The sequence below is a fragment of the Microbulbifer mixtoriginis (SeqCode) genome (assembly GCF_052468275.1).
In genome coordinates, this window is the sequence record NZ_CP174341.1 from 825929 (window position 1) to 845362 (window position 19434).

12 protein-coding genes are annotated in these 19434 nt (G+C 53.6%); 8 read left to right on the forward strand and 4 right to left on the reverse strand.

What is annotated here, in order from left to right:
* Positions 1 to 326: 326 nt before the first annotated feature.
* The 3 genes from ACJJIC_RS03725 to tkt form a co-directional block, all read right to left on the reverse strand.
* Complete coding sequence (locus tag ACJJIC_RS03725) at positions 327 to 2513, reverse strand: hypothetical protein (RefSeq protein ID WP_445356465.1); 2187 nt, start codon at positions 2511 to 2513, stop codon at positions 327 to 329.
* A 174-nt stretch (positions 2514 to 2687) separates the two neighbouring features.
* Complete coding sequence (gap, locus tag ACJJIC_RS03730; RefSeq protein WP_444910813.1) at positions 2688 to 3692, reverse strand: type I glyceraldehyde-3-phosphate dehydrogenase; 1005 nt, start codon at positions 3690 to 3692, stop codon at positions 2688 to 2690.
* 89 nt (positions 3693 to 3781) lie between these two features.
* Positions 3782 to 5782, reverse strand: coding sequence for a transketolase (gene tkt, locus ACJJIC_RS03735; RefSeq protein ID WP_445356466.1), 2001 nt, complete (start codon positions 5780 to 5782; stop codon positions 3782 to 3784).
* A 255-nt stretch (positions 5783 to 6037) separates the two neighbouring features.
* On the opposite strand from tkt, the gene ACJJIC_RS03740 reads away from it, so the two are divergent.
* From ACJJIC_RS03740 to ACJJIC_RS03760, 5 genes are all read left to right on the forward strand, one after another.
* A complete protein-coding gene (locus tag ACJJIC_RS03740; RefSeq protein ID WP_445359701.1) occupies positions 6038 to 6994 on the forward strand; it encodes a metalloregulator ArsR/SmtB family transcription factor in 957 nt (318 codons plus the stop codon).
* Positions 6995 to 7063: 69 nt separating this feature from the next.
* Entirely contained in the window at positions 7064 to 8284 is a 1221-nt protein-coding gene (gene metK / locus ACJJIC_RS03745; RefSeq protein ID WP_445356468.1) for a methionine adenosyltransferase, read from the forward strand.
* Between the two features lie 95 nt (positions 8285 to 8379).
* Entirely contained in the window at positions 8380 to 9765 is a 1386-nt protein-coding gene (gene ahcY / locus ACJJIC_RS03750) for an adenosylhomocysteinase (protein ID WP_444910811.1), read from the forward strand.
* A gap of 60 nt (positions 9766 to 9825) precedes the next feature.
* Positions 9826 to 10665: a methylenetetrahydrofolate reductase [NAD(P)H] gene (gene metF / locus ACJJIC_RS03755; RefSeq protein WP_444910810.1), complete on the forward strand. Its 840-nt coding sequence runs from the start codon at positions 9826 to 9828 to the stop codon at positions 10663 to 10665.
* A gap of 69 nt (positions 10666 to 10734) precedes the next feature.
* A complete protein-coding gene (locus ACJJIC_RS03760; protein WP_445356469.1) occupies positions 10735 to 11400 on the forward strand; it encodes an RluA family pseudouridine synthase in 666 nt (221 codons plus the stop codon).
* 90 nt (positions 11401 to 11490) lie between these two features.
* On the opposite strand, the gene ACJJIC_RS03765 is transcribed toward ACJJIC_RS03760, so the two are convergent.
* A complete protein-coding gene (locus ACJJIC_RS03765) occupies positions 11491 to 13845 on the reverse strand; it encodes a Tex family protein (protein ID WP_445356470.1) in 2355 nt (784 codons plus the stop codon).
* A 289-nt stretch (positions 13846 to 14134) separates the two neighbouring features.
* Between ACJJIC_RS03765 and ACJJIC_RS03770 the strand changes: the two genes are divergently transcribed.
* The 3 genes from ACJJIC_RS03770 (at position 14135) to ACJJIC_RS03780 (ending at position 19395) form a co-directional block, all read left to right on the forward strand.
* Positions 14135 to 15382, forward strand: coding sequence for an efflux RND transporter periplasmic adaptor subunit (locus ACJJIC_RS03770; RefSeq protein WP_445356471.1), 1248 nt, complete (start codon positions 14135 to 14137; stop codon positions 15380 to 15382).
* Positions 15382 to 18513: an efflux RND transporter permease subunit gene (locus tag ACJJIC_RS03775; protein WP_444899515.1), complete on the forward strand. Its 3132-nt coding sequence runs from the start codon at positions 15382 to 15384 to the stop codon at positions 18511 to 18513. The genes ACJJIC_RS03770 and ACJJIC_RS03775 overlap by 1 nt, the downstream gene beginning before the upstream one ends.
* Before the next feature lie 135 nt (positions 18514 to 18648).
* Entirely contained in the window at positions 18649 to 19395 is a 747-nt protein-coding gene (locus ACJJIC_RS03780; protein WP_445356472.1) for a 16S rRNA (uracil(1498)-N(3))-methyltransferase, read from the forward strand.
* The last annotated feature ends 39 nt before the right edge of the window (positions 19396 to 19434 follow it).

A 19434-nucleotide genomic window follows, 5' to 3' on the forward strand; every position in this document is an offset into this window, starting at 1 on the left:
AGAAGCTTCAATTTGTAATGTATCGCCTAGAAGTAGGCCAAGGCTGAGCTAGGAGGAAAGTCACCGAGTGAGTTGTTCATGGGGCTGTAAGATGATGATTGTATTATTAGGGAGTTTAAATTGCTCCTTGAAACCAAGCTTGATTGAGATGATCCAAGAGGTTGTTTTAAGTTTCAATTATAGATTTTTAAATAAAATGTAATAGTTTCAGTTTGGCTGCATATATGCCATCGACAGTTTCTCTCTTTATTGGTCTAAGCTGCAAAGTGGGAGATTTGTAATGCACCTATTTAGAGTGAATAGGTGCATATTTTTTGTTGGAGAAGTTATTTAGATACTGTCAGTGCTTGTGAGGTTTCGTAATCATAAACTCTAACTTCTCCAAGAAAGGTTGAAATATAGGTTAACCCTGTATTGGGATCTACAATAGCCTTATTTTTTGTGCTGGCATTATTTGAGTACCTATATTCACGATTTCCTGTTTCAATATCTACATAAATCATCGGTTGATCACCAGAAACTTTAGAGCTATTAACAATTAATTTGTTTCTAGTGGAATCAAGTCGCATATTAAATGGCCCGGCTAAAGATGGCCCTTCGCCAACATCGTCACTCGAAATTATTTCTCTATATCCTGTTGTAAGATTAACGAGGAAAATTGAATTTCTAAAACGGTCAGCAACATAAGCAAAGTTCTTATTTGAGCTCAGTACCATGCCACTTGGGTCTGACCAATCGGGGCCTTTATAATCATGACCATAACCCTCAAAAACCCGGCTGATTACAGTTCGGTTTCCGTTTGAAATATCGACACTAAACAAACCCCTATCACTTCGACTGAGAACGTATAGTATCCCTTTTTCTTCATCTATTTCGATATCTGAAATTGGTCCAAATGGAAATCCAGTTCCAGTCCCAAGTCCAGAAATTATAGCTCTGTCGCCTGTAGCCCTATCTACTTCTACAACATAACCATACGACTCAGGCTCTTCAGGATCGTACCAGGAATGGGTGATAAAAATACGTCCATTTTTTGCATCCAGGGCAAAATCGTAATAGCTTTCTGGTGAGATTCCAGATCCTATAATATCACTAACAATTATTTTTCTATCACCACTTACAGGATCAATTTCCATTATCTCAGGCATATAAATTGGGGCGGTTTCGTTAATGATTAGTATTTTATTGTTAATGCTATCAAATCGTACAGATGAGGCATCCCCTATGGGAGGTCCATCACCTCTTTTAGATTGTGTTATTTGTTTGCGAACACCCGATTCAATATCAATAGATATTAATTGATTTGATGAACAACTTAGATAGACTGATTCGTTAGCGCTATCAACAGTTAAGTGGATATTTCTCCCGAAAACCAAGTTGTCTTTAAGGTAAGTTTTTTTTTCTGATACTAGTCTTCTTTCGCCTGTAGAAATATTGACTTCTATTAACTCATCGGATGAATCACCAATATATGCGAATTCTGCGGTGTCATCGACGGTAAAGCTTATACTCCGATTTAGAGGATAACCAGTCCCATAAATACCACCGCTGATTATGGATCGCTCACCGGTATTTAGGTCAACTTCTATTAAATAACCAACCTCCGGATAAGGATATGTTTTTCTGGTAATGGCAAAAAGTCTCCCGTTCCTGGCTTCTATTCCTGATATGTGATGAAAGTCGTCTTCGCTACCTGTCGATTTATCAGCAATGATTTTTCTAGCTCCACTACTTAAGTCTACGCTAGCAATATACCAATTATAAGGGTCATCTGTATCAGATATGTAGAGCATATTATTGCTGCTATCTATCGTAATTTCTCCAGGTGTTAGGCTAACTCCATTTGTCTCTTGTTCAGAAATAGTAATTGGTACAAGGTTAGAATAGTCGAATAGTACTATGTTTCCGTCATAGTCCATTCCGTATAGGTGTTTTGTCAGGGTGTTGTAAGTGGGCCTCCAAATATCAAAATCAAATGGAGTGTGTGTTTGATTCCCTGTGTTTAAGTCAGTTTCTACGATATCCGGATAGCTGCCTATCACTCTGTGATTTTCCGGATCATAAGATATTTTTCCGCAAGCATTATAATTATTAGGTATATTGGCGTTGACTATTCTAGTTGCCGCAGCTTGTGAAATGTTCCCATTTACATCTTCTACTTTTACAGTCAGTGTATTTTTCCCAAAACTCTCTAGAGGTACTTCCGCTTGCCAGCTGCTAAAATTAACGTTGGAAGTTGAATCTGCCATAACTCCATTTACTGATACACTTTTTACAGCCTCATTATCACTTGCGGAGCCTCTTATTATAATATTTCCTTGCCTTGTAACTAACCCATCTATATGTGGGAAATCAATTGTTGCAGTTGGATAGGTACTATCGTTCGAGCCTCCGGTATTGTTGTTACTTGCATTGCTGCCATTAGAGCTACCGTCTCCTCCTTCGCAACCGCAAAGAATTATTATTATAAAAAGGTAGCTTGACAACTTTTTTAAATCTGAGAGGGTAAACAAAACAAATCCTTGTGTGTTTTTTATGAGGTTAAATGATTTGACACATAATCAAAAATATGATTATAAATCAATACTTGATTATGTATATGAGATGAAAAAACGTTATTAGGGGAAGGCGTCCTAACTATTCATGTTGTATCAGTAATTTGCAGCCGAGTGAGGCATAGATAATCTTTAGGTTATTTTTGCTAAATCCAACATCCGATTAGCAAACCCCCACTCATTATCAAACCAAATCAATATCTTTACTAATTTTCCGCCGGCAACCCGTGTCTGACTGGCATCAATAATTCCCGAGCGCGGGTCGTGATTAAAGTCGCAGGAGGCGAGGGGTTCTTCGGTGAAGCCGAGTACGCCTTTAAACTCGGTCGCAGCTGCGGATTTTAGTAAAGCGTTGATCTCACTTTGACTTACGTCTTTTTGTAATTGAACCGATAGATCAATAGCGGAGACATTGACAGTGGGTACGCGCATAGCCTGGGCTTCGAACTTTCCAAATAAGTGCGGCAATATGCGCTCGATGCCGCGGGCGAGTGCGGTGTCGACGGGAATAATTGAGGTAACGGCGGAGCGTGTTTTTCTTAAATCGGTGTGGTGATAGGCATCGCTTACCGGCTGATCGTTCATGGCGGAGTGGATGGTGGTCAGCACGCCCGCTTCTATACCAAACGCCTTGTCGAGCGCTGCGATTACCGGCACGCTGCAATTGGTGGTGCAGGAGGCGGCAGAAATAATAGTTTCATTGCCGTTCAGGGTGTGATCGTTAACCCCATAAACAATGGTGGCATCCACATCGCGGCTGGCGGGCTGGGAGAATAAAACTTTTTTTGCCCCTGCGGCCAGGTGCAGTTCGGCACAGCGCCGCTCTTTAAAACTACCGGTGCATTCCAGCACAATATCGACATTTTCTTCGCGCCAATTCAGGTCTTCCAAACGCTCGAAATGCGTAACTGCGATGGAATCGCCATTAACTGTTAGTGTGTCATATTTCACTGAGACATCACCGGCGAAGCGACCGTGTACCGAATCGTACTTGGTAAGGTGGCCGATGGTAGCGCAGTCTGCCAGCTCGTTGATGGCGACAATCTGTAGGGTATCGCGGGCGCCGGATTCGTACAGAGCGCGCAGAACGGAGCGGCCGATACGGCCATAGCCATTAATGGCGAGTCGGGTGGTCATAGCGGTACATGCCGGATAGGAATTGAAGGCGTAGCCGAGACGTCCCTCGCGATATTGTGTGCAAGGGGCGCCCGGCTAGAGTGCTGAAATTAGTTCAGCACTTTCTCGACGGTTTCCACCACATTTTCCACGGTGAAACCGAAGTGACGCATCAGCTCGCCGCCGGGGGCGGACTCACCGAAGCTGCTCATGCCGATAATAGCGCCGTCAAAGCCTACGAACTTATACCAGTAATCCTGGTGGCTGGCCTCTACCGCCACGCGTGCGCGCACGGCGGAGGGCAGTACCGATTCGCGGTAGGACTCGTCCTGCTCCATAAAGGCTTCGGCGCAGGGCATGGAAACCACACGCACCTTCTTGCCCCCGAGCTTCTCTTGGGCGGCCATGGCCAGTTCCACCTCAGAGCCGGTGGCGATAATGATCGCTTCCGGGGTGCCGTCGCAGTCGGACAGTACATAGCCGCCCTTCTCTACCTGGGCCAGCTGTGCGGCGTTGCGCGGTTGCGGCGCCAGGCCCTGACGGCTGAATACCAGGGTGCTGGGGCCATTTTTACGGGCGATAGCCATTTTCCAGCTCACTGCGGATTCGGTGGCATCGCAGGGGCGCCAGGTGTGCAGATTGGGGGTAGAGCGCAAAGCACTTAGCTGCTCAACCGGCTGGTGAGTGGGTCCATCTTCACCAAGGCCGATGGAGTCGTGGGTGTAGACAAAGATCACGCGCTGCTTCATCAGTGCGGCCATGCGCACGGCGTTGCGGGCGTATTCCATAAACATCAGGAAAGTGGCGCCATAGGGGATGAAACCGCCGTGCAGGGCGATGCCGTTCATCATGGCGCTCATGCCGAACTCACGCACGCCGTAGTAGACGTAGTTGCCGGAGGCATCTTCTGCGCTGACGCCCTTGGAGCCGGACCAGATGGTGAGGTTGGAGCCGGCCAGGTCGGCGGAACCACCGAGGAATTCAGGCAGCAGCGGACCGTAGGCGTTCAGTGCATTCTGGCTCGCCTTGCGCGAGGCGATTTTCTGCGCATCGTCCTGGCACTGCTGAATATAGTCATCGGCCTTTGCAAAAAAGTCTGCGGGCAGTTCGCCGCGCATACGGCGCTCGAATTCGGCAGCCAGCTCGGGGAACTCTTCGCGGTAGTCGGCGAAAATGTCTTTCCACTCGTCTTCCTGGGCTTCACCTTTGGGTTTGGCGTCCCAGTCGGCATAGATCTCCGCGGGGATTTCGAAGGGGGCGTGGGCCCAGCCGAGGGTTTCGCGTACAAGGGAGATTTCATCGTCACCCAGAGGTGCGCCATGGCATTCCTCGCGGCCCTGCTTGTTGGGGGAGCCGAAGCCGATCACGGTTTTACAACAAATAATGGTTGGCTTATCGCTGTTCGCGCGGGCCTCTTCGATGGCGGCTTTAATGGCGGTGGCGTCGTGGCCATCCACATTGGGGATTACGTGCCAGCCATAGGATTCAAAGCGCTTGGGCGTGTCGTCGGTAAACCAGCCTTCTACTTCTCCGTCGATGGAAATGCCGTTGTCGTCATAGAAGGCGATCAGTTTGCCCAGGCCCAGGGTGCCGGCCAGGGAGCAGGCTTCGTGGGAAACACCTTCCATCAAACAGCCGTCACCCATAAATACATAGGTGTGGTGGTCGACCAGCTCGTAACCCGGGCGGTTGAACTGTGCCGCCAATACTTTTTCTGCCAATGCCATACCAACGGCATTGGTAATACCCTGGCCGAGAGGGCCGGTAGTGGTTTCTACGCCCGGCGCATAACCGTACTCCGGGTGGCCCGGGGTTTTGGAATGCATCTGGCGGAAATTTTTCAGCTCGTCGATCGGCAGGTCGTAACCGGACAGGTGCAGCAGCGAGTACAGCAGCATGGAGCCGTGGCCGTTGGAGAGCACAAAGCGGTCGCGGTCGGCCCACTCGGGGTTGGCTGGATTGTGCTTCAGGTAGTCATTCCACAGCACTTCGGCGATATCCGCCATACCCATAGGCGCACCTGGGTGGCCGCTGTTGGCTTTCTGGACGGCGTCCATAGACAGGGCACGGATAGCGTTGGCCTTGTCTGTGCGAGAGGGAGTAGAAGACATAGGAAGAACTCTCTGATTTTCGAATGGCTACGGGGTGCTCTACAGGCTTTTCCCATAGCGACAAAATGGGGGCGTATTTTCCCGTAAAGGTGTGTCTCACGCAAAGGCTTGCGGAGGGAAATTGCTATTAAGTGAAGCAACAATTGCCTGGGTCTATGTGCAGATGGTGGCCACAAGCACCTACATCAAAATAATTTTATGAAGCTATATCAAAGTTCTTTGATATAGTGCGATGTGCCTGATAGACTCATCCGCATGCCTGAAATCCAGCCCATTACTCAATCCGGCACCGGCGCGGAAATCCCCCAACTGGCGGCGACCCTAAAAGCTGCGGGGGATCCCCTGCGTCTGGAGATATTGCGTCTGCTCAGCCAGGACTCCTACAGTGTGCTGGAACTCTGCCGAATATTTGATCTGCGCCAGCCGGCCCTGAGTCACCACTTAAAGGTACTCGCCCAAGCGGGGTTGGTGAGCAAACGCCGCGAGGGCAACAACCTCTTTTACCGGCGCACAGGCAGCACACCGCTGCTCGCACAGCTGTTCGCGAACCTGGACCAGTTGTCGTTATCAGACGCGCGGGCTCAATCGGTGGCGCGTATCTCGGAGGAGCGCGCCGAAGCCTCGCGTCGCTTCTTTGCGGACTACGGCAATCGCTTTCGCGAGCAGCAGGAGTTGATCGCCAGTTACAGCGTGTATGGCCCGCAGGTGGCACAGCTGCTCAACTCTGGCCGCCATGCCCTTGAAGTGGGGCCCGGCGAGGGGGAGTTCCTACAGGAGTTATCCCTGCGTTTTGCCACTGTCACTGCGCTGGATCTGTCCTCGGCTATGTTGGAGCGCGCGCAGGCATTCGCCGATGAGCAGGGCCTGGCCAATATCGAATTTGTCTGTGGTGACACCCGTGCTACATCGGCACGCCCAGCCAGTGCGGACAGCATTGTGGTGAATATGGTATTGCACCACACCCCCGACCCCGCACAGATTTTCCAGGACTTACAAGGCGCACTGAAAAGTGGTGGCCAGTTACTGGTGGCAGAGCTACAGGAGCACGGTCAGGACTGGGCGCGGGAAGCCTGCGGTGATCTATGGCTGGGATTTGCCCCCGAACAGCTGAGCCAGTGGGCACAAACTGCCGGTTTAAGGGACGGCCGCAGTGTCTACAGTGCGCTGCGCAATGGCTTTCAGATTCAGATCAGAGAATTTGTAAAACCCTGACAACTGCAGTCGATTGTCAGGCCCAGAATTTTGCTAACCGCCCGCGGCGGAACACATGGAGACTCTCACATGAGTGAATACAAACTGTTTACCTCGGAATCCGTGTCTGAAGGGCACCCGGATAAAATCGCCGACCAGATTTCCGACGCGGTATTGGATGCTCTGTTGGCTCGTGACAAGCAGGCGCGCGTTGCCTGTGAAACTCTGGTAAAGACCGGTATCGCGGTTATTGCCGGGGAAATCTCCACCTCCGCCTGGGTTGACCTGGAGGAATTGGTGCGCAAGGTGATTACCGATATTGGCTACACCTCCTCCGACGTGGGTTACGATGGGGAAACCTGTGGTGTGATCAACGTTATCGGCAAGCAATCCCTGGATATTGCCCAGGGTGTCGACCGCGCCAAGCCAGAAGATCAGGGTGCTGGCGACCAGGGCCTGATGTTTGGCTACGCCACCAATGAAACACCGACTTTTATGCCGGCGCCTATCTATTATTCCCACCGCTTGGTGGAGCGTCAGGCTGAGGCACGTAAGTCCGGTCTGCTGCCCTGGTTGCGCCCGGATGCCAAGAGCCAGCTTACTTTCCGCTACGACGACCAGGGCCGTCCCTGCGCTATCGATGCGGTGGTGCTTTCCACTCAGCACAATCCCGATGTAAGCCAAGCCGACTTGCGCGATGCGGTGATGGAGTTGATCGTACACCACACCCTGCCGACAGAGTGGCTACACAAGGACACCAAATTCCATATTAACCCCACCGGTAATTTTGTGATTGGCGGCCCCGTCGGTGACTGTGGTCTGACCGGGCGCAAAATTATCGTGGATACCTACGGCGGTTCCGCGCGCCATGGCGGCGGTGCCTTCTCCGGTAAGGACCCGTCCAAAGTGGACCGCTCTGCGGCCTATGCCGGTCGCTATGTGGCCAAGAATATTGTCGCCGCAGGCCTGGCCAAGCGCTGTGAAATTCAGGTGTCCTATGCCATCGGCGTTGCCGAGCCTACCTCGGTTGCCATCAATACCTTTGGCACAGGCGTGGTTCCCGAAGAGAAACTGGTGGAGCTGGTGCGCGAGAATTTCGATCTGCGCCCCTATGCCATTTCCAAGTCCCTCGATCTGCTGCACCCCATGTATCAGCTGACTGCAGCCTACGGCCACTTTGGTCGCGATCCCTTTACCCACACCTATAACTGGGTGGATGGCAACGGCCAAGCGCGCAGTGAAACTTTCACCGCCTTCCCTTGGGAGAAGACTGACAAAGTCGATGCGCTGCGTGCGCAGGCGGGTCTGTAATCTACTGGATAAACGCGGCTCTATATCGTGAGTTGCTATCAGGAGGCGCTGCGGCGCCTCAGTGAGTGAAAAGAACATTACTGGAACTCAAAAGAATGAATCAAATGAGCACTGAATTTAAAGATTTTAAGATCGCGGATATTTCACTGGCCGAGTGGGGCCGCCGTGAAATCGAAATTGCCGAAGGTGAAATGCCGGCGCTGATGACCCTGCGGGAGAAATACCGCGCGGAACAGCCTCTCGCCGGTGCGCGTATTATGGGCTGTATCCATATGACCATTCAGACCGCGGTACTGATTGAAACTCTGGTTGCCTTGGGTGCTGAAGTGCGTTGGTCTTCCTGTAATATTTTCTCCACTCAGGACCACGCTGCTGCCGCGATCGCCGCACGCGGAATTCCTGTGTTTGCCTGGAAGGGTGAAACGGAAGAAGAGTACGAGTGGTGTTTAGAGCGTACCGTGGGTGCCGATGTTGCCGGCTGGCAGCCGAATATGATTCTCGATGACGGTGGTGACCTCACCGAACTGCTGCACCGTAAGTACCCCGCCGTCCTGAACAATTGCCACGGTATCAGTGAAGAAACCACCACCGGCGTACATCGTCTGCAGGACATGTTGCGTGAAGGCACCCTTAGAGTTCCGGCGATCAACGTCAACGACGCCGTAACCAAGAGCAAGAATGACAACAAATACGGTTGTCGTCACAGCCTGAACGATGCAATCAAGCGCGCCACAGATCACCTGCTGGCGGGTAAGAAAGCGCTGGTTATCGGTTACGGTGATGTTGGTAAAGGCTCCGCCGCTTCGCTGCGCCAGGAAGGTATGATCGTCAAGGTTTCTGAAGTGGATCCCATCTGTGCCATGCAGGCCTGTATGGATGGTTTCGAGCTGGTTTCTCCCTACATTAACGGTATTAACACCGGCACCGCCGAATGCATTAATAAAGAGCTGCTGGCCAATACCGACCTGATTGTCACCACTACCGGCAATGCCAATGTCTGCGATAAGCATATGCTGGCGGCACTGAAGAGCGGCGCTGTAGTTTCCAATATCGGTCACTTTGATAATGAAATTGATACCGCCTTTATGCGCGAGAACTGGGAGTGGCAAGAAGTGAAGCCCCAGGTGCATAAAATAGTGCGCAATAGTGAAACCAATGACCACCTGCTGTTGTTGTCCGAAGGCCGTTTGGTAAACCTGGGCAACGCCACTGGTCACCCCAGCCGTATTATGGACGGGTCATTTGCCAACCAGGTTCTCGCGCAAATTCACCTGTTTGAAGAGAAGTTTGCCGACCTGGCCTCTGATCAAAAAGTGTCTGCACTCTACGTCAAGGTACTGCCCAAGCACCTCGACGAGGAAGTCGCACGTTATATGGTGGAAGGTTTTGATGGGGTAATTACCCGTATGACCGAGGAGCAGGCCAAATACATAGGTGTTTCTGTCGACGGTCCATTCAAGCCCGAAAGCTATAAATATTAATCCCTCATAAAAGATGCCGGCCGTGCCGGCATCTGAATTTCGGAGGGCCTGGAAAATATAATGAAAAATCCCATTCGCATCAGTTTCGAATTTTTCCCACCCAAAACCCCCGAAGGCCGCGTCAAGCTGTATAAAACCCGCGAGGCTTTACAGGCGTTTAATCCAGAATTCTTTTCAGTCACCTATGGTGCCGGTGGTACCACGCGTGAAACTACCGCTAATATTGTTACCAATATGCGCAAAGATGGTATTTCCATCGCGCCGCACCTGTCATTTGGTGGAGACAATGAAGAGATCATTCTCGGATTATTAGATATATATAAAGAGGCCGGTGTAAATCGTATTGTGGCCCTGCGTGGGGATATGCCCTCTGGAATGGGTGCGGTGGCGCAACTGGTCTACGCGAATGAGTTGGTGGCTTTTATTCGCCGCCATACTGACGATCACTTCCACCTGGAAGTTGCCGCCTATCCGGAAATTCATCCGGAGTCCAACAGTTATGATGATGATATACGCTATTTAAAAGGAAAGTTTGAGGCGGGAGCGAATAGCGCCCTGACTCAATACTTCTATAACCCGGATTCATATTTTTATTTCATAGATCAGTGTGAGAAAGCCGGTATCGATGCACCGATCTATCCGGGAATTATGCCAATTATTAACTTCGATAATTTAGTGCGTTTTTCGCGTAACTGCGGCGCAGAGATTCCGCGCTGGCTGAAAAAACGTATGGAAAGTTATCGCGACCCGGAAGATATCCGTAAGCTGGGTCTCGAAGTAGTTACCGACCTGTGTGAAACTTTATTGGAGGGGGGCGCACCGGGATTGCATTTTTATACGATGAATCAGATTGGTGCCTCAGAGAGTATTTTAAAGGACTTGGGCCTTGAGGCTCGCTAGTCCTCCTTGATATTTTATAGTGCCACGGGGTGTGGGCATTAGCATTTAACAGGTTGTAAGAGTTAAATAATGCGTAAATATTGCCCACCAACCGAGCCTTTTTTATCGGTCATTTATCAGGATTCCTCCCTTCTTATTTTAAATAAACCCAGCGGTCTCCTCAGTGTGCCAGGTAGAGATCCGGCCCATAAAGATAGTCTGGCAAGCAGGGTACAAAAAAACTACCCGGAAGCACTGATAGTACACCGCTTGGATATGGATACTTCGGGCCTATTGGTAATGGCGCGGAGTCCTGAAGTTCACCGCAAACTCAGCACACTCTTTCAAAATCGCAAGGTCGATAAAACCTATCTTGCTAGAGTGTGGGGGGGACACACTGCGGACTCAGGTGAGGTGAATCTGCCTCTAATTTGTGACTGGCCAAACAGGCCAAAACAAAAAGTAGATCATGAGGTGGGTAAGCCATCTCTCACGCGTTGGGAAAAAATATCTAGTACAGCAGACAGCAGCTTACTGCGCCTCTTGCCGGTTACAGGCCGTTCTCATCAGCTGCGGGTGCATATGCAGGCGATGGGGCACCCGATATTGGGTGATCCATTCTATGCACACTCAGAAGCCTTAGCTGCGGCCCCGAGATTATTATTGCATGCGAGTGCTCTGGAATTTTTGCATCCAGAGACCCAAGAGCGCCTGAGTATTACCAGTGAATTACCAGAGGTATTCTCAGCTGAATAATCGTTAATGCTAGTTTTACAACCGGCTTTGATTTTTCATTAAATAAAAAAGGGCGATCTGGTGATCGCCCTTTTTTGTTGGTCCGCAGTATTATTTTTTATTCTTCATTGCCGCCATTAACAGATCGCCCATGCTGCCACGGCTATCCCCTTGGCCGCCCTTCTGTTGCCGATTGCCTTGTTGCTTGTTATAGCGCTGGGCCTGGCGGTTTTCACGCTGGTCGCCTTTGTTGATACTGCCGCTGCCCTGCTCGCCGGGCTCGTCGGAGAGGCGCATGGAAAGACCGATGCGCTTGCGCGCGACATCCACTTCCATCACTTTTACTTTGACGATATCGCCGGCTTTAACCACCTCGTGGGGATCTTTCACGAACTTTTCTGAAAGCGCGGAGATATGGACCAGTCCGTCCTGGTGCACGCCGATATCCACAAACGCACCGAAGTTGGTGACGTTGGTAACCGTGCCTTCCAACACCATGGCCGGGCGCAGGTCTTTGATTTCCTCAACGCCCTCTTCGAAGCGCGCAGTACGGAATTCCGGGCGTGGGTCGCGGCCGGGTTTTTCCAGCTCGGCGATGATATCGGTAACGGTGGGCACACCGAATTTTTCATCGGTGTAATCCGCCGGGTTGAGGCGGCGCAGGAAGGCGGAGTCGCCGATCAGGCTGTTGATCTCGCGGCCGTTTTTCTCGGCGATGCGTTTCACCACGATATAGGATTCGGGGTGTACGCCGGATTTATCCAGCGGGTTTTCACCGTTATTAATTCGCAGGAAGCCGGCGGCCTGCTCAAAGGCTTTGGGCCCCAGGCGCGGTACTTCCATCAGCTGTTTGCGGTTTTTAAAGGCGCCGTGTTGATCGCGGTAGCTGACGATATTGCTGGCGATGGAGGCAGTCAGGCCGGAAACCTTGGCCAACAACGGCGCTGAGGCAGAGTTCAATTCGGCACCGACACCGTTTACACAGTCCTCTACTACAGCGTCGAGGGAACGCGCCAGCTGAGTCTGTGAAACGTCATGCTGATACTGGCCGACACCAATGGATTTAGGCTCGATTTTTACCAGCTCAGCCAGCGGGTCTTGCAGGCGACGGGCAATAGAGATGGCGCCACGGATGGTGACATCCAGATCGGGAAATTCCCGCGCGGCGAATTCGGAAGCGGAGTACACGGAGGCGCCTGCCTCGTTTACCACCACCTTTTGCGCATTTAATTTGTATTGCTTAATGGTCTCGCCGACAAATTTATCGGTCTCGCGACTGGCTGTGCCGTTGCCGATGGCGATCAAGCCTACATTGTATTTATTGCATAGGGCGGCAATAACCGCGGCGGATTCCTGATGACGGTTTTGCGGCGGATTGGGGAAGATGGCGGTGTGGTCCAGTATCTTGCCGGTGGCATCCACCACTGCAACTTTCACACCGGTACGCAGCCCCGGGTCCAGGCCGATAGTGGCCTTGTGTCCGGCAGGTGCGGCTAACAGCAGATCTTTGAGATTGCGGGAGAAGACCTTGATGGCTTCCTCTTCCGCTTTCTCGCGCAGCTCACCCAACAGGTCAGTTTCCAACGCGGTAAGCAGCTTGATGCGCCAGGTCCAGCGCACCACTTCGCCGAGCCATTTGTCCGCCGGGCGGCCTTCGTCGCTGATATCGAAATGCCGAGCGATCATAGATTCACAGGGATGGCTGGCGGTGGCTGGAGTACCTTCCTCTTCTGGTAATCCAACACTGATGGCGAGGATGCCCTCGTTGCGGCCGCGGAAAATCGCCAGGGCGCGGTGGGATGGCACCTTGGACCAGTCCTCGGCGTATTCGAAATAGTCGCGGAATTTGGCTCCCTCTTCCTCTTTGCCGTCGAGCAGCTTGGATTTAACCTGGCCATCGCGCTTGAGGAAGTCCCGCAGTTTACCCAGCAGTTCGGCATCTTCGGCAAAGCGTTCCATCAGGATAAATTTGGCCCCGTCGAGGGCGGCCTTGATGTCTTTTACCTGTAAGGAGGCGTCTTCGTGATCGGTGTTGAGGTATTGCTGTGCTTCTGCGGTGGGATCGAGGGATGGATCGTTAATCAGGGCGTCGGCGAGAGGTTCGAGGCCCGCTTCGATGGCGATCTGCCCTTTGGTACGACGTTTGGGTTTGTAGGGCAGGTAGAGATCTTCGAGGCGGTTCTTGGTGTCGGCACCGTTGATTTGCTGCGCTAATTCTGCGGTGAGTTTGCCCTGTTCATCAATACTCCTGAGGATGGCTGCGCGGCGCTCTTTCAGTTCGCGCAGGTAGCGCAGGCGCTCTTCCAGTGTGCGCAGTTGGGTGTCGTCTAAAGCTCCCGTTACTTCTTTCCGGTAGCGGGCAATAAAGGGCACCGTGGCGCCTTCGTCCAGCAGGGATACTGCGGCAGTTACCTGTTGGGAGCGTACGTTGAGTTCTTCTGCGATGCGAGCGTTGATATCCAGCATTTGATGTCTATATCCGTTTTCCGGGGGTTCGTACCTTAAGGAGCGGCGTTTGACCGGGAAATAGCCTATCGGTTTCCTTGGCTTTGCGCGGCCCGTTGTCTCTCCTGCAACGGTAAATTGGGGCGGGCATTATGCGTTACCAGGGGCCAGCGAGGAAGGTTTGCGATAAAGCACAAACTCCTGCGGCGACCTGCATCCGAATCGACTCTTATCGGCGTCGAACTCCAGTAGAATGCGCGCTAATTAAAATTTGACCAGTATCGGTCACAGAATGGGGTAGAGGGTGCCTGTGAAAGTGTCGAGCAAGAACAAGCTTTTATTTACCGTTTTGGCTATCGGGGCGGCCGCCATTACTGCGGTGGTGCTATTGAAGCCGAAGCCGGAAGAAAAACCACCGGAGGCGGTGGTACCGCCGGTGGCGGATGTCCTGTATGCGGAGCCGGGGCGCCAGACTTTGTTGGTACCGAGCCAGGGCACCGTGCATGCTCGCCATGAAATTGAGGTGGTGGCCCGTGTCGGCGGTGTGATTGAAGGTGTGGGCGAGGCCTTTGTGCCCGGCGGCTTCTTTGCCGAGGGGGAATCATTGCTGCAGCTCGAGCAAGCCGACTACATCCATAAAGTGACACGTGCCGAATCACAGCTGGCCGATGCCAAGTCCGCCCTGGCTCAAGAGCAGGGTCGCGCCAAGCAGGCCAAGCGCGAGTGGCGCAATCTGGGCAGCGAAGCTGCCAACGCCCTGTTTCTGCGCAAGCCACACCTTGAAGCCGCCGAGGCCGCAGTGGCCGCAGCGCGAGCGGATCGCGACCAAGCCAAACTCGATCTGGCGCGCACCGCAGTGAAAACGCCGTTTGCCGGGCGCGTAGTGGAGACTTATGTCGATCTGGGCCAGTACATCACCCCCGGCACGCCTCTGGCAAAAATCCACAGCACTGGCATCGCCGAAGTGCGCCTGCCTCTGACCGATCAACAGCTGGCACTGCTCGATCTGCCTCTGGGTAAATCCTTCGAACATGGCCCCGAAGTACGCCTGCGGGCGATGGTAGCTGGGCTTGAGCGTGAGTGGCGTGCCCAGCTGGTGCGCACCGAGGCCAGCATCGATACCAATAGCCGCTTTATTTATGCTGTGGCTCAGGTACAGAACCCTTATGAGGGCGCTGTTCCCCTGATGAATGGCCTGTTTGTGGAGGCCGATATTGCCGGTCGCACATTGGACGGCATAGTGGTTTTGCCGCGCCAGGCTCTGCACGAGGGCGACCACCTGCTGGTGTTGGATGAAGAGAGCAAGCTGGTGTTCAAAACTGTGGAGCTGTTGCAGAGCATTGGCGACGAGGTGTGGTTGCGCGGTGATATCGCCGTTGGTGATCGCGTCGTGGTGTCCAGCCTGGGCTACTCCCGCGAGGGCATGGCACTTACCGCTAATCCTCTCAACGAGAAGCCTGCCGGTCTGATCGATAGCGTTAAGAGCGATGCCGAAGCCGATTCCAGTACCTCCGGTGAGACCGCAGCCACGAATAGCGCTGCCCACGGAGGCCACTGATGAACGGCATTATTTCCTGGTTTGCGCGGAACAGTAAGGCCGCCAACCTGTTGATGATTATGATCATCATCGGCGGCTTCTTCGGAATCAGTGGGATTGATCGCGAGGTCTTTCCAGCGATTCAGCCCGGTATTGTCGAGGTGGAAATCTCCTACCCCGGTGCCGGCCCGGCGGAGGTCGAGCAGCAGGTAACCGTGCGTGTGGAAGAGGCTATCTCTGAGGTGAAGGGCATCAAGGAGGTGAACTCCGCCTCTCGCCGCAGCCACGCCTCTATCGAAGTTCAAGCAGTGGATGGCTACGATGAGCTGCGTCTGCTCAACGATATCAAGGTGCAGGTGGATAGTATTAACACCTTCCCCGAGGGTATCGAGCGCCCGGTGATTCGCCTGCAGGAGTGGGATACCCAGCTGATGATGATCGCCATTGGCGGTCCGGTTTCCGAGCGTCAGCTTAAGGAGACCGCGCTGGACCTGCGCGACAAACTCACTCTGATTCCCGGTGTGCGCCGTGTGGATATCTGGGGCGAACGCCCGGATGAGCTGTCCATCGAGGTTTCCGAGCTGGACCTGCGCCGCTATAACCTGAGCTTCAATGACGTAGCCAATGCGGTGCGCCGCTCCTCCCTCGATCTGCCCGCGGGTATGGTGCGTTCGGATCGCGGTGATATCCAGGTGCAGACCCGTGGTCAGGCCTATACCGCCGAGGACTTCGAGCGTATTCCGGTAGTCAGCCGTGCCGACGGCTCTGTGCTGCTGCTGCGCGATGTGGCCACCGTGCGCGATGGCTTCGAGGAGTACAACAACGTCATTCTCTTTAACGGCAATCCGGCTATGAACCTGCGTGTGGTTCAGGGGGAGCCGCTGGATGTGGTGGCTACCGCCGAGCGTATCAAGGCGTTTATGGCGGAGGCGCGCACCCAGTTGCCGCCGGGTATGGAGTTCGACGTCTGGTTCGACTTCTCCAAGGCTTTTGAAGGCCGCATGAACCTGTTGACCACCAACGCCTTAAGCGGCTTCGCCATGGTCTTTATCATGTTGATGCTGTTCCTGCGCCCGGCGCTGGCGATGTGGGTAACGGTGGGCATTATTGTGGCCTTCCTCGGTGCTTTCTGGTTGCTGCCGATTACCGGGGTCAGCCTGAATATGCTGTCGCTGTTCGCCTTCCTGCTGATTCTCGGGATTGTGGTGGACGATGCGATTATTGTGGGGGAAGCGGTGCATGCGGCCCACGATCGCGGTGTTACCGGTCTGGCCGCCGCGGAAGAGGGTGTGAAGCAGGTCTCCGCGCCAGTGATCTTCGCCGTGACCTCCACCATGGTGTTCTTTATCCCCATGCTGTTCCTGCCCGGTTATACCGCGCAGATGATGTTGGCACTGCCGGTGGTGGTGCTCTTGTGTCTGGTGTTCTCCCTGGTGGAGTCTCTGCTGATTCTGCCGGCGCACCTGGTGGGTATGAAGCCGGAGCAACCCGCCAAATCCGCCCTGGGTATCAAGTTGCAGAAGCTGCGTGGCCGCTTCGCCGGAGCCATGAAGACCGCCGGTGACAAGTACTATTTGCCGCTGCTCAAGAAGTCCCTTGGCAACAGCCGCACCACGGTAATGGTCTTTTTCATGGCGCTGGTACTTTCCATCAGTGTCTTTACCAGTGGTTATGTGGGTTCTTCCTTCTCGCCACAGGTACCGTCGGATCTGTTGGAATTGCGTGCCAGCATGGCCGATGGCGAGCCTTTCCATGAGGCCGAGCGCGTGATGAATCAGGTGCTGGAGGCCGCAGATAAGCTCGCTACCGATGAGGAGATGCTGAAGCTCAACGACGGCGAACCCTTCGTAATGAACTCCATGGTGTTCAACTGGCGCGGCAACATCTTTGTGATCTTGCAGCTCACCGACGGAGAGATGCGTGATGTGACTTCCAAAACCCTGTCGTTGCGCTGGCGCGAGCTGATCGGTGAAATGCCAGCCAGTGTTGAAGACCTCAATATTGATGCCACCATCAACGATGGCGGCAACGGTATGAGCTTGAACCTGAGCACCGCTTCGGGGGATATGGACGAATTGCGCGCTGCCGCCGATGCGGTGAAGAAGAAGATGAACAGCTATGCCGGTGTTTACGATGTGCGTGACAATCTCACCAGTGCGCGTCGCGATATCGAAATTCAGCTGAAGCCCCACGCCACCACCATGGGTATCAACTTGGCGGATGTGGCCAGGCAGGTGCGCCAGGGTTTCTATGGTGAAGAGGTACAGCGTATTCCCCGCGGTCGCGAGGACGTTAGGGTGATGGTGCGCTACCCGCAGGAAGAGCGCGCCAGCGAAGAGCAGATGGACCGCGTGCGTATTCGTACGGCGGAGGGAGAAGTGCCCTTCTCTGCGGTGGCCGATGCGGTCTATGTGCCCGGTTACACCACCATCCGCCGCAACAACCGCGAGCGCACCGTGCGCGTGTTTGCCGAGCTGACGCCGAATACCTCCACTGCGCAGGAAATTCTCAAGGATATGCGCGAGACCCTGGTGCCTGAGCTGGAGCGCCAGTTCCCCGGTTTCTCCCTGAGAACCGCCGGTGAAATGCAGGAGGAGGAGGAGTTCAACGGTGCGATCCTGGCGTTCTTCGTGCTGTCTCTGTTCGCCATTTACGCCCTGCTGGCCATCGCTTTCCGCTCTTACTCGCAGCCGCTGTTGATCCTCACCGCAGTACCGTTCGGCTTCTTCGGTGCGGTAGTAGGCCACCTGTTGATGGGCCACGATATCAGCATCATGTCCATGCTCGGCTTCCTCGCCGCAGCGGGGGTTGTGGTGAACGATAACCTGGTATTGATGGATCGCATCAACCAACTGCGCGCCCAGGGTTGGGCGGTGATGGATGCGGTGGTACAGGCGGGTCGCGATCGTTTCCGCCCGATTATCCTCACCTCTATCACTACCTTCATCGGGTTGGTGCCGATCATGTTCGAGCGCTCTATTCAGGCGCAGTTCCTGATCCCGATGGTGATCAGCCTCGCCTTTGGCGTCCTGTTTGCCACCGCGGTAACCCTGGTACTGGTGCCGAACCTGTACAAGGTGATCGAAGTGCTGCGTCCGAAAGGCAAGCGCCAGGAGCAAACTGACACTCCGGTGTCTCTGGAAACTGCCTGATCGCGATTTTCACGCCGGGCAATGGTGGGGGTTTTCCGCCATTGCCTGGTCTGTGCATTAGTGCCTAAACTACCCGCCTGCAAAATGCCGACATCTCTGTCGGCTTTTTTATAGTGCTTTACAGGATCTTTACCCATGCGCATTCCGCGTATCTTCTCCCAGCAGGCCCTGGCCGGTGTTTCGCAAATCGAGTTGGATGAGGGCGCTTCCCGGCACCTGGTAAAAGTCCTGCGCCTCGGCGCCGGCCACCCGATGACTCTTTTCGACGGTTTGGGCGGCGAGTACAGCGCGGAATTGCTGGCAACGGGTAAGCGTGCACAAGTGGGTGTTGGTGCATTTCGCGAAGACAATCGCCAGTCGCCTCTGGCGTTAACCCTGGCAATTGGCATCTCCCGCGGTGACCGATTCGACTGGGTGATACAGAAGGCTACCGAGCTGGGGGTGGCGGCTATCCAACCGCTGTTCAGCGAGCGCTGCGAGGTCAAACTATCCGGCGAGCGCCTGCAAAAAAAACTTGCTCACTGGCGCAAGATTGCCATCAGCGCCTGTGAGCAGTGTGAGCGCAATCTGTTGCCGGAAATTGCCGAACCGGTAAAACTACAGCACTATCTGCAGACCTCAGCACAACAGGGTGCACCGCAAACCAAGCTGGTATTACACCACCGCACCGAGCTGGATCTGCGCCGCTGGGAAGCGGACAATGGCAAGCCGGATTCGGCCCTGTTGATGGTGGGGCCAGAAGGTGGATTGTCCCAGGCGGAGATTGATTTGGCCTTGGGCCACGGCTTTATGCCACTGCGCCTGGGACCGAGGGTTATGCGCACCGAAACCGCGCCTATCGCTGCACTGTCAGTATTACAGTTCCAATGGGGTGACCTATAGGAGCCGGCGCAAGCCAAAATTGGATAGGATGAAAACCAG